The organism is Priestia sp. YIM B13489, from assembly GCF_042787645.1.
GTDB classification, from domain to species: Bacteria; Bacillota; Bacilli; order Bacillales; family Bacillaceae_H; genus Priestia; species Priestia megaterium.
This window is the reverse complement of the sequence record NZ_JBHZOQ010000025.1, coordinates 1-12,673: the sequence shown is the minus strand read 5'-3', so window position 1 is coordinate 12,673 and position 12,673 is coordinate 1. Positions and strand designations below refer to the sequence as shown.

11 protein-coding genes are annotated in these 12,673 nt (G+C 32.3%); 5 read left to right on the top strand and 6 right to left on the bottom strand.

The genetic code is table 11. The features are described 5' to 3' along the window. Positions 1-187: 187 nt before the first annotated feature. The 4 genes from ACFX4W_RS01650 to ACFX4W_RS01635 form a co-directional block, all read right to left on the bottom strand. Positions 188-661, bottom strand: coding sequence for a hypothetical protein (locus ACFX4W_RS01650; protein WP_377559199.1), 474 nt, complete (start codon positions 659-661; stop codon positions 188-190). Between the two features lie 802 nt (positions 662-1,463). After that, the gene (locus tag ACFX4W_RS01645) at positions 1,464-2,198 is read right to left on the bottom strand and encodes a MerR family transcriptional regulator (protein ID WP_016766065.1); all 735 of its coding nucleotides are present in this window, start codon (positions 2,196-2,198) and stop codon (positions 1,464-1,466) included. 701 nt (positions 2,199-2,899) lie between these two features. Next, positions 2,900-3,652 carry a ParB N-terminal domain-containing protein gene (locus tag ACFX4W_RS01640; RefSeq protein ID WP_377559198.1) on the bottom strand — a complete coding sequence of 251 codons (753 nt, stop codon included), beginning with the start codon at positions 3,650-3,652 and terminating at the stop codon, positions 2,900-2,902. Positions 3,653-3,759: 107 nt separating this feature from the next. After that, entirely contained in the window at positions 3,760-5,043 is a 1,284-nt protein-coding gene (locus ACFX4W_RS01635; protein ID WP_377559197.1) for a replication protein, read from the bottom strand. A gap of 927 nt (positions 5,044-5,970) precedes the next feature. Between ACFX4W_RS01635 and ACFX4W_RS01630 the strand changes: the two genes are divergently transcribed. The 4 genes from ACFX4W_RS01630 (at position 5,971) to ACFX4W_RS01615 (ending at position 9,658) form a co-directional block, all read left to right on the top strand. Beyond that, on the top strand, positions 5,971-6,603 hold the full coding sequence (locus ACFX4W_RS01630; RefSeq protein WP_071277399.1) for an HAD hydrolase-like protein: 633 nt from the start codon (positions 5,971-5,973) through the stop codon (positions 6,601-6,603). Then, positions 6,603-7,976 (top strand): ATP-binding protein, encoded by a 1,374-nt coding sequence (locus ACFX4W_RS01625; RefSeq protein WP_377559196.1) that lies wholly within the window; start codon positions 6,603-6,605, stop codon positions 7,974-7,976. Before ACFX4W_RS01630 ends, ACFX4W_RS01625 begins: the two co-directional genes overlap by 1 nt. A gap of 12 nt (positions 7,977-7,988) precedes the next feature. Next, positions 7,989-8,636, top strand: a complete 648-nt coding sequence (locus tag ACFX4W_RS01620; RefSeq protein WP_377559195.1) for a DNA-binding response regulator — start codon at positions 7,989-7,991, stop codon at positions 8,634-8,636. A gap of 512 nt (positions 8,637-9,148) precedes the next feature. Beyond that, positions 9,149-9,658 carry a hypothetical protein gene (locus ACFX4W_RS01615; protein ID WP_377559194.1) on the top strand — a complete coding sequence of 170 codons (510 nt, stop codon included), beginning with the start codon at positions 9,149-9,151 and terminating at the stop codon, positions 9,656-9,658. A 1,188-nt stretch (positions 9,659-10,846) separates the two neighbouring features. Here the strand turns inward: ACFX4W_RS01615 and ACFX4W_RS01610 are convergent. Together ACFX4W_RS01610 and ACFX4W_RS01605 are read right to left on the bottom strand one after the other, a co-directional pair. After that, positions 10,847-11,005: a hypothetical protein gene (locus ACFX4W_RS01610; RefSeq protein WP_377559193.1), complete on the bottom strand. Its 159-nt coding sequence runs from the start codon at positions 11,003-11,005 to the stop codon at positions 10,847-10,849. Next, entirely contained in the window at positions 11,005-11,262 is a 258-nt protein-coding gene (locus ACFX4W_RS01605; RefSeq protein ID WP_377559192.1) for a hypothetical protein, read from the bottom strand. The genes ACFX4W_RS01610 and ACFX4W_RS01605 overlap by 1 nt, the downstream gene beginning before the upstream one ends. Before the next feature lie 478 nt (positions 11,263-11,740). Here ACFX4W_RS01605 and ACFX4W_RS01600 point away from each other — a divergent pair, with 478 nt between their 5' ends. Then, positions 11,741-11,935, top strand: coding sequence for a hypothetical protein (locus ACFX4W_RS01600; RefSeq protein WP_377559191.1), 195 nt, complete (start codon positions 11,741-11,743; stop codon positions 11,933-11,935). Positions 11,936-12,673 lie beyond the last annotated feature (738 nt).

Here is a 12,673-nt window from a genome sequence, read left to right as displayed (position 1 = left end):
ATGTCGATATTTTGGTCATAATCATATAGCATGAATACAGTTAAGACCGCCTTATACACTGATACATATTGGGCGGTCTTTGTTACCGGTATTCTTTGAAATTAGACTTCACACAAAAAACCTTTATCTAGAGGGAAAAGGTTTTTTGTGTGAATATTAAATAACGAGATACGACCATTCTAGCAAATCATTTTTCAAAAAAGGTTTTTAACCACTTATAAAAACTCTTCTTTTGTTGTTGTGCTTTTTTTAACGATCGAATTTCACGAGCCATTGAGATTAATTGACGTTCGCGTTCCTCAAACTTGGCATCGATATAGCTTTGTATCTCTTTCATTTGTACCTCACATGATTCTAAGCTAAGGGTTTGCTTTTCAGTTGAAATGGTTGGTGGAGTGTCTGGTACTAGGTTGAATTTTTTTGCAACGGTTATAACGGCTTTTTCTAAGGTCATCTCGGGATGAGCATAAATTCTTTTTAGTTCATGAAAGATGGTAACGTCGTCGTTCGTATAAGCTAATCTACCGTTTTTTTTAGTGAATTGCACACCAATTTTGGCAAAATGGAAGTTGTATTTTCGTATAGTTGCTATGGGCAAACCAAGTATATCAGCTAATTCTTCGGTGGTATATGCTGCTTCTGCGGTTATGACTCTCAACATATGATCACCTCCTCTTATCAAGAGAACTATTCTAGGTATATACGTTAAAACCTTCAATTAATAAGAGAACGAGATATTACATCTTGTAATGCTATTGTTACTATAGTAATCGGTATTCTCAATTGAGGGTATGTTATCATGTTTAGCTATTTACTAACGTCATAGATTAAATATTTGGCCTCTCCCCTCATCGTGATGGTTTTTCCTGATTCAGCGATGCATTTAGCTATATAAACATAAACTATCTAAAGAGATTAATCTAATAAATCATTAAATAGTGCTATCTTAATTTTAAAGTGTAATATCTACTGGATTTGAGTCAATAATTTAGATATAACAAAGTCGTCATGGTGCCAGATGAGCTAATTGTAGCATTGATAAATGTTAGAGTTTTATTTTTAGAGGATTAAATCTTTTGTTAAATAAAAATCTATTTTTGAATTCCTGTTTTATTTAGGGAATTACAAATCTATAAACTCGGAAATAAAACAATAATGATTCATTTCCGGTTTTATTAAACTTAAAACATTTTAAAGTTGTGTTTGTCAAAGAATAAATGAATTATCTTTTAAATTATTGATTTTTTGCACGTTGATGTTTTCAATAATTTCACAGCATGTTTGTTATAATTAAGCAATAAAATTCAGTTTAACATAAAATTAATCTTAAAATGATAATTAAAGCAATCATAAGTAAATTCCGATTTAGATATTCTTATGAAATTGATAAATAATTAAATAAAGATATTATTGTTTTTTATTATTTTTTAGTTAACAAAATAAAAAACTAGGAATGATTTTTCCTAGTTTGAGAATAGCTTTTGCCATAATGTCTTCTTTTGATTTTGTTCTTTAATCAACTCTTTTTGAGTATGAGTAAATGCATTTAAAAGGTCTTCATCTCTTTGTTTTAATAACTCTTTTAGATTAGTATTTATCAGTTCTTCAAAATTCTGTTTGCTTTGATTTAACTCCTGTTCAGCTGAATTATCTTTTAGCGTTTCTTGAGTTTTTCTAATGTTTTCAAGAAGAATTTTATCACGTTTTTTTAGGCTGTTTTCTATGTATGCTTCTAAGTCTTTATTTTCTGTTTTTACTTCAATCATTTGCTGCTTTGTTGCTGCAATTTCTTTATTTGCAATAGCTAACTCCTTTTGAGTAGAAATAAGTTCCTTTGTTAGAAGCTCCAATTTTTCTGAAAGAATCCTGTTAAATTCTATTTGTTGGTTCTGACCTTCAATTAGGTGATCTATCTTCTTTTCTAAAATAGACCGTTCTACGTGGTCATTAATAGTCATTTCTTCACCATTACGCCATTGTTTCACTTGATCCCAGGACCAACCTTGCTCATGAATTTTCTTCTTTATACTGTTAAGTGTCTCTAGATTCTCTTTTGTAAACCTTCTATGACCTTTTCCATAATCAGTGCCTGTCCACTCTGTAATAATATTGAATTCTTCGCACCATTTACGAAGCAAATCTCCAGAGATACCCAGTATATTTACCACTTCTTTTGGTAAGTACAATTTTTCAGACATAACTACACCTCCATATGTCAATTAATAATTAATATAATACAAGAATCAGGCAATTGATTTTGAAGTGAAACGTACCATAGGATTATTAACGTAGATTCTAATAACATTGTTCTTATCTCATTATTGATTCTATATTAACTGCTAACTTCTTCTATGTAAATCTTAAAGCAATAATAATGTAATAACCAATTCCTGAATAAGATTATTGTTTTATCTTTTAATCAATAACTATCATTATTGATTAAAACGAAACGGAAAAAACTTATTATTGATTTAATTATCGTTTAAATGCATTTAAGTTAATCTTAAGTTCAACAAAAAATGCATTTTAACTAAAAAATAAGTTCTTTTTTTATTCGCAAACCCGAATCCTTCCTTAAATTCACCTTAAGTTCAACTAGTATTCGGATATTAGAACACGCAAATAGGGTAATAGCTCTAAAATAGCTTCATTCAACTAATGATATATCAAAGATAAAATGATTAAGTTTAGCAGAGCCAAAAGGAAAGTTAAAGCATTCTTTTTAATTTAAGGACTTATAATAATACAATCAAAAATGAAAATGAAATCATATAGTAGATGAGCTATATGTAGAAAGTGGCTTTCAAGATAAATAGACAGCAAACAACTATGAAAGGGGACACCTTATAGTTGTTTGCTGTCCATTACGAATAACTAGCAATTCTTAGCTAAAAATGCTTTATTTTTGATATTCATAGATAACAGGAACTTTGTCCATTTTAACGGTTTTGGCCACAATATAACGACGATAGCCATCTTTCAATACCTTCGATTCTTTCTCAATCGTTAACGGTTTGTCAAGGTGTCCTGTACGCTTCACAAATTCAATGACTTCTTCTGTTTTCACAGGGTTTGGACGTGTCTTTAAGAAGGCTTCAGGAACGATAATGTCATCAAAACTCACGACGTCCTTTGTCCCTTTGGGCTGAATAGGTTGCTGCTTCTGTGGCGCAGCCTTTTTCTCTTGAACAGGTGTTTCGTTCACTTCTAGCTGTACAGGTTTCGCTTCTTTTGCTACAGGCTCTTGTTTTTCTTCCTGCTTGGTAGCTGCAACCTCTTGCTGTGCCTTAGAAGCCTCTTGTTGCGCTTCTTTTTTATCATTTGACTCATTGGCTTCTTTATCGTTTTTATTCGGGAGAACGGTAATCTGGAAGCAGATGATACCAATTTCCCCAGGGCACTCGTCAATGGGAATATCTAACGTGGGTTCCCCTTGAATTAAGATTTTTTCATGCATAATACTCTTTTTTGTTAGTCCGGTTTTATTAAAGGCTTTCTTCGCAACAAACACGGTATACGAAATAAACGTACTCTTCTTCAGTCCTTTAGGAGCAGCAGGTGAACCTTTTTCACGCATATCAAAGGCAACGTAGCGATCGTATTCTCGTAATGGTCCTGTCGCAGATCCTGTTATTGTCATTTTATGTGGCATCGTGATCTCCTCCTACGTAGTTTTATATATTGATTATTTAGAAGTATGTTCTAAATAATAATACCCTTACTAAACATCAGCTTCCAAGGGATTTCTTCACTTTTGAATTAGGAAACGGAGCCTTTTAACTGGTCCTGTTGGTGCAATAAAGCTTGTTCCTGTGGTGTTAAGGCTTGTCCTAGATCCTGTTTTAGCTGCGCCATTTCTAACGAACTGTACGTAGAACTGTGCTCTTTGAGTACGTTTTCTTCTTCTGGCGTTAGTTCTTGCCCTAAATCTTGCTTTAACTGAATCATTTCAAGCTGTTGATCCAAAGAAATAGTTTCTTCTTGTGTACACTCATTTTGCTCCTGTTCAGCTTGTAACCAAGCAGGAACCAATTCCTTACGGATGATATGTTTAGGCTTAAATAAAGCTGTCTTAGCTTCAGTATGTATGTCTGACTCAGATGTTTGTTGTTCTGTATTCCCTTTAAGTAGATTCGTAAATTGATTGTAAGCAATTTGATAAACAAGACGGCACATTTCATCGAGGGATAGGGTAGTACCCTTATGATTCGCTTCATGGACATATTTATCTAAGCCTACAATGGCTGTATAAGCGACTTCATGAACTTGTTCTTTCACAATCTCAATCTCTGTATCTCGTTTTACTGCTTTAGCTGCATTTTGAATACGAGCATAGAAGTCTTTTAGTTGATGACCATATTTACCTGCGTACACGTTATTTACTTTCTTAGGCACACCTTTGATATAAGCAAATGACTGTGAAGCAGATATTAAATGATTATTTAAATGCTTTTTAGGTAAATCAAGGTTAATAAAGGGGGACGACACTTTTTCGCCCTCTAAGCTTGGTGTATCAACGTTTTCAGCACTCTCTGGACTTGTCACAGGAGTTGTCACAGGAGTTGTCATTTCTTCTTGTTGAAGCGTTTGAATACCTGTTGTATCGTGTGCAAAAAAGATTTCTTCACAAATTTGATCAAAATTCGTATGGCTTTTAAGGATAAACACATAGCTATCAGGATGAGCACCTGTCGTATCTTCTTTGATATAACGGGCCACAATCATAAACGGTGTTGCCTTTAACGATTTCACAAAGCGAGAAACGGTACTTTGGGATACATCAAACTTTTCCATAAGTGTTTTGGAGTGAATGGCTTGAATGCCTGTAGCAACAAGGTTATAAATCACGTAATCTAACATTTCCATACGTTTTTTAGGGAATACTTTATGTAGGGCTTCTTGTTGTTGTTTAAAGTAAGTACGAAGGGTTTCTAAAAACGCTTCTTTCTTTTTACGAAGAGTCGGTGTTTCTTTCCATAACCATGTGAATCGTCCGTTGAAGGTATTTATATCGGGTAAATAGCAAGTCAATATCTTTGTCATTTGTTCATCTTCTCCTTTAAGGAACACAAAAAAGACATTATCTCCCTTGTAAAAGGAAAACAATGCCTCAATTAAGATAAACTAAGCCCTTGAAATAGATGTCAATTTCGTATAAAATAAAACCATAAGTTTTATTTTGTACAAAACTAACTCTATTAACAAGAGACTTCGACAAGTGTTTTCCCTACCGTTTCTAGGGGGAACGGTTTAAGAGTGTTGTCGCACTACTTAAACAGTTGAAGTCTTTTTTCTATCCGCACGTTTTTGTTAGTTTTATTATAGCGTTAACTAGTCTCATAATTCAATAAAAATTAGCAAAATATATCAAAACGAGTATATTTATTAGATGTCACCTCTAGGTCGGTGAAGAAATCACCTTTTCAAGGTGTATTTTTTTTGCACTGAGAGTTGTAATACATATATTAGCATAGCGCTAAACAGGTTCGTTGGGTAGTGTGAACTTTTATAGTCTCTTCTTTGTAAAAGTACTAAGTTTTATAGTCTATTTTTTAATAAGGACTACAAAACTTAGTGCAGATAAAGGCGGGGATACAGTAATAGGAGATATTAAGAATTGTGAAGTAGTCACTTTGTTTGAAAACACTATATATTTTTAGAATTATTAGCAGGAGTATTTCTCAACTTTCCCTCCATATTTAGTAATTGCTAATTACATTATTTAAGATCTTGAATAAGAGTCAATAGTCCTTATTTGTATGTGATAGGAAATAACATAAGAAATATTTTACATATATAGTTAAAAAAGTAGATTATATAGTTCTAAGGAATGTTTGTTTATAAAGGGTTTAATTACAAAATAAGGAAAAATGTGCTATTTTAAAGAAGTTTATAGTTTGTTACGATTAGATAACATGAATAAATGTTCGCCTTTTATTCTGATTGTTTAATGAAAATGGATGTGGAAACGTGATAAAGACAGTTATTTGCGATTTTGATGGAACGATAGTTAATTCAGCCCAGTTAGTATACGACCTTTTTAACAGCTTTTCAGACAAGTATAGTTATGAAAAAATGCCTCAAGAGAAAATGGATTACATTAGATCAATAACTTTTCGCCAACGTTTTAAAGAGTATAATGTATCTTTCTTTAAAGTTCCTAGCTTAGTTATGGATGTTGTTAAAGAATATAAGAAATCAGTTCCATATTTACAAGTTAATAGTGAAATGAAAGAAGTTTTAAGAGAATTAAAAAATCGAGAATTTAAGCTTGTACTAATTTCAGCTAATTCAAAAGAAAATATTGAGAAGTTTTTGAAATTAAATGATATGGAGTATTTCGACGAAATTATTAGATCTAAAAGGTTTTTTGGAAGAAATTTAACAATTAATAGCTATATTAAATCTCATAACTTAAGAAGGGATGAGACTATTCTTATAGGTGATGAGCATAGGGATATTATTGCTTCAAAAAAAAGTAACATAAAAATTGTATCCGTTACATGGGGATATGACTTAGAAGAACTTCTTATAACAGGTAGACCAGACTACTTAGTGAAATGTCCTAATCAAATTTTGAATGTAATAGATGGGGTAACTTAATGGTTGCTCTATTTGTTATCAGTGGATTATTTGCTTTAATATGTTATTGTTATGATCCTAAATATCCTCCGTTAAGGTGGATGACACTGCTATTGGCATGTGCATCATCTGCAGGCCTTTCTAGGGCTATCATAGAGTCATTTATCCCTATTTTGAATACGCATCATATGAACTTTAATTGGCTTAACACTTTCCTTTATTATGCGAGAATTATTACAGGTTTTTTCTCTATTTACTTTTGCCCTTGGGGAGTTCTTATGCATGCAATAGTCTATTCAGAGCGATTCTCTAATAAAACTATTAACAACTTAAAGTATATTTTGTTTACTCCTATTATCGTCATGATATTTACAACCACTTATGTACCTGACATCGTCCCTGATTTTAAAGGACTGTTTTATTGGGGAGTTCCTTATATTATAACTGGTTACATAATACACCTTTATTCCTATTTTACAGAATCAGATCCATACAAGAAAAAAACACGTTTTATAACTTTTACCATTATGCATCCAATTATGTTGTCAGCCCTTATATTAAATTATATTGTACGTGTATTTGATAACCATCACGAATACTGGAGGTACGTAATTGTATTTATGCTCATCTCTTTCAGCTATTTTATATGGAGAGCCTTTAAGCAAGATGGTGTTGGATCAATGAACGGCATAAAGATTAAATATGAAAAGCAGACACAAATTAAAGCGAATAAAGCTATTCTAACAGGTGTTAGCCTTATGAATCATGCTATTAAAAACCAAATATTTAGAATTGTGACAGGCATGAAGTTGATTAAAGAAAATACATCAGAGTTAAATCATTTGTCAGCCGAAGGGATGAACATGGTCGATAGTGGATCTGATCATTTACTGAAAATGGTTGAAAAGATAAACAGTAAGACACAAGACATTACAATTGTAAAAAAGCGTAATAATCTTACTGAAGTAGTAGATGACGTTATAAGTGAATTAGAAGTGGAGTTTGTTGAAAATCATATAGTCATAACTAAAGAATACTTAGACGAAGATGTATATGCTTTTTTTGATAAAACACCGACTAAAGAGGTATTTTTGAATATGTTTAAGAATGCCATTGAAGCAATAGAAAAAGAAGGCATTATAAACGTTAGAATAAATAAAAAAGGAAAAAAAGCTGTAGTTATCATATCTGATAATGGAATTGGAATAACAAAAGAAAATTTGGAATACGTTAAGAGTCCATTCTTTACCACGAAAAAATTAAAAGATGGAAATACTGGATGGGGACTTTATTATTGTTATGATGTGATGATAAAAAGTGATGGAAACCTAGAGATTTCCAGTCAAGTTAATGTAGGTACAGATGTCAAACTGACTTTCTCAACTAAGAAATAGAGGATGATTGATTTGAGTAAGCCAATAAAAGTAGTGTTAATTGAAGACGATTTAGAATGGTTACACAGCATTCAGACTATTATTAAAGCAGAAAAGGATATCGAGTTAGTGGGGTATGGGTCAACGGAAGAAGATACCTTAAGGCTAGCTAGGGATATTGATAAAGTAGATATTTTTCTTTTAGATATTAACTTAACTGGTGCTAAACTGGATGGGATTCACGCTGCGTATGAATTAAAAAAGATGCAATCTGTAGATAACAGAAATTGGAAAGTCATCATGTTAACTTGTTTAAGCGAAAAGGATATCATAATTAAGGCTTTTGCAGCAGGAGCTGTAAATTATATTCTAAAAAAAGATATGCATAACATAGCTAATATTATAAGGTCAACCTATGTTGGAAACTTCACAGCCATTGAAGCTATGTTAGAAGATTATCGAGATTTAAAATATGAGCAACAATTGACCAATTTAACCCAAAGCGAACGGGTTATATTTAATATGATGGAGAAAGGATACTCTCGACAGAGTATGCAAGAACAATTATCAAAGTCTAAAAATACTATAAAAAATCAAATTCAGAGCATTTTTAAGAAATTATCAGTTAGAAATATAAAAGATGCTATTGAAAAAGCTAAGTCCGGTGGATTAGAAAAATGACCATATATATGGTCATTTTTTTATTTAAGTACTAAAATTTATAGTCTTCAAGAAAAAAAAGACTACAAATTTTAGTGTTTTTTTAAAAAAGTACTATAAAAAAACGCACTACCCAGCTCATATAAGAAACTGTACTATAATTATAAATCGTTCTTATTTGATATTGAACGAGTAAGTTGCATAAATCCCTTTTTTAATTTCAGGTTTTAAATTATTAAACTCCTTTAAAAATCAATTATGTTTAAGAAGAAAATGGATTGCGATAGATATAACTTCTTCAGTCATTGTATTAAGAATAACGTCAATTTTTTATTATCTATTAATTTCGAATTAGAAAATAGTTGCTTATGAAAAAACAAAAAAGAATCTTGATATAACGAAAAAGATCAAAAAGGTGATAATAAGATTAAATCGTTGACTGAATAACAAAAGAAGCAAAAATAGGTACTCAAGAATCTATAAAAGAGGGTAGTTCTTGCCATTCAAATAGTTTCAGAGGAAGGATGATTGCCATGTACAATCAAAGACAAGCGAAAAATCAGAGACATTCCTTTGTTGTTGGTGTGGAATATAGATACGAGGATCTTTTTGTTAAAGTAGAGTTAGGAACATTCTGTACGACACCTCTTCATGCTCAACGGATTGCTAACAGTGTAAATAGTATAATTCTCTTGAAAAATCACATGGTCATTATTTTTAAAAATGCAAAATCTATCACGATTAGTGATAATTTCCTCAAACACGAGTATCAGTTTAGAATATGCATAAAGCCTACAATGCCGTTTCTTGAGTTATCAGCATTTACTCATCAAGAGAGAGAAGACTTCACTCGAAATCAATCTTATATCGTGAACGAAGAGAACATGAAAGAGGTTAATTGGAACTTGCAAACAGCTTTTCAATACCTTCAAGACCGATACGATGCACAAGATCGAACGCACTTTTCTTTTTGTCAAAGCTCTTTTTATGCCATTCCTGTATCTGCACAAAAACAGAAGGAGATACAGCATGAAACCTCATAAATCAATGGAATATATGGTTGCTGAAAAACAAGTACTTATTCCTTTAAGTGCTTGTTTTTTTTTATCATTTTTCTAGTGTTGAATTTTTTATTTAATACACTGAGGCAGCTTATTCAAACGACATTCAGTGAAGTATTTGATCCGAAACTGTTTTATTTATCTCTTTCATTTATTTGGCAGATGAACACCCACCAGTATGGAATGCTTTCTTATATGATGGTATTCATTACTTGCTTATTAATGGGCAGATTAATCTATAGAGAGAACAAAAAGTTCAACGTCTAGAATACGATGAGCTAATATTCAACAGATTTAACTGAGAAAGAAGACAGTGAATCAATTTCTATGACTGTTTATTCTAATTAAGCAAAGTCAAAGCAAAAATAAGCGAAAAATTTTAACATAGGAAAGAATATTCCGTTTTAATAAATGAACTGGAGAAAAAGGCGATACATAGTTAAAAATTTAAATGAAGAAACATAGCATGAGATATATAGTTAGTTGAATTTCTATTGCTTTGTTTAAAATAAAAAGGGGAGATGTTAATTAAGGTAGATACACGAACTTCATATGCTTTGTATAAGACTGTTAAAGATATTATGAATAGTTTCTATTCCATAATCTGCTGAAGGGGTTCAATGACCTTTAAACGCTCTCACATCCAGTTACATGATTTGAAACTAAACATAGTAAAACTAATAAGTTATCCATATTCAAGTTATTTTAATCACGAAGGCCTTTTTTGAAGTAACCTTTCACCAAAAAACCTTTCAGGACAAGCTTTTTTATTCGATTTTATTCTACAAAGGAAGAGGAAAAAGCAGGCCTAAGCCTGCTTTGATAACCTCTAAGATTAATCTTCAAATAAATGGTCCATTTCTTCTGCTTCTTCCCGTTTTCTTTTTTTTTATGAACTGCATTCTTTCCTCTTGAATCTGATGTAGCGCAATTCATTTGGCTTTCTTAGTAGCTTCTGTTTCATCGAACTGTATTGACTTAAACTTCTGAATGTTTAAGTGGTCGTATAAGTTATTGATTAACTTCATTAATACTCTAGTGTCTATTTGTGTATTCTTTGTAGTTTCTTTTACCTCACTTAACTCACTGTCTAAATACTGGTAAAATCCACTCGCTCTTTTTAGGTAAGCCTGACCTATTGCATCAATTGTAGCAGCATCTAAAAATGTTTCATCGGGGTACATTACTTCTTAATTTTTCATACCCTCGAATGATATCTTCAATGGCATCCCCTGGAAAACGATAGCCTCTTTCTTTCATATGTTTATGAACATATTCATCAGCCTCTTCACTTAAAGAAATCATTCTCCTGTGTTTACTTGCTGACATTATTCTTCATCCTCCCCAAAGAGTTTATTGAATGTACAATCCATATTTGTCATCGCATCTGAACATCTTTGCATTGTATCTATCGTTCGATTATACAAATCATCAATAGCTTGTTCTTGCTTTTCTACTTCTTGCATAATGGATAATGTTTCAATTTGTTCTTTCAAAAAAGCTTGTCTAGAAAGACCTTTTTCTTTGGCTAAACGATCTACTTTACTCACAGCAACCGGACATACATTTCTCACTTTAATCTCCATGTTTGTTCTCCTTTTCTGTGTTTTTATTGCATCAACATGAAAAACTTAAAAAACATCTTGAAGAGCATAAGGGGTTTTTGCTATCACAGGGTGTGATAGGCTAGGCAGAGCCTAGCAAAACCGTGATATCATGCAAAATCTTCAAGGAACCCCCTCAGCGCACCCTCAAATTAAAGAATAGTCCCGTCACGGGTCCTTCAGTAATCACAACATTTATGCCAGGAACCCCTTCAGCGACCCTTCATATGTGTGAAATGTCCCCTCAAGAGTCAATTTATTTTGAAGTGTTTTTTGAAAAACAATACAGAAGTAAGCAATCTTTTTTTATTTTCTTTCGTACGTTCATGGTTAAAACTGCAGTTTATTTTCACTTACAATAAAAGTGATTTACGCGTGCATTTTTATCATTTATAAATCAATTTTTATCCTATAAACAATTATGGTAAAAAGGGAACATCAGCGTCAAACGAAACAGGAAATGAATGAATTACAACGTGATATGAAGTACCAAGTAGAAGAGGAAAAAGCCGATACGGAATCAAAAATTGCGATGAAAAAGGATGCCATTCAATCGAGTGATTCAAGCATTCAGCTCTATAAAGATGAACAAAAAAGTTTACAAGAAAAGCTTCAAAAATTGAATGAAAAGCAACAAGATTTAGCCATGAAGTGAAAAAACACAGGGGGACGCAAAGGGGACATAGCTATAAAATAGAGGGACGTAAAGGGGACATCGGGATTTTAAAAGGAGACGTAAAAGGGACGTACACCAAAAAAAGGGGACGTAAAGGGGACATTTAGCGATTTTCTTTGTACCCACGGTTTTGCTAGGCTCTGCCTAGCCCCACACCTATGGTGGGGGCAAAAACCCCTTATGCTCTTCTCTCTTTTATAGTGGGGAACCATAATTTAGAGGAAAGGAACGAATGTCATGAAAGTGTTTTTGCCGAATGTTAATCTGATTGCTGTTAGAAAAATGTCAAAAGAAAAGACCGTTGCTTCCGAGGAATTTATAAAAGTTAACTTAAAAAGGAGGGGGGACCGATAAGAAATAAAGGATTATGACAAAGGAAGAAAAGAGAAATTGTAAAATAGATTTAATAGATTTTTTGCACGGAATAGTGGAGCACAATTTTAAAAGAACGGAGTACAGTTCAAGAAATGGAACGCTAAAAAAAGCAAAAGTTTGAAGGATAAGTGAAGGATGTCTACTTTTTCATACTTGAAAGGTAGAAGGAGTAAGTAAGCAATCGAAAGGTGTTTCTATGATGTTTCTTTTTAATAATTGGTTGAGATATTCCGTATAACACAAACGGGATGTAAACGAATATACATCCCGCCATGTGAAGAAGGAAAAAAATAGCTTTTAATGCAGCATATGATCTTTAAGGAACACCTCATTTACGTAATT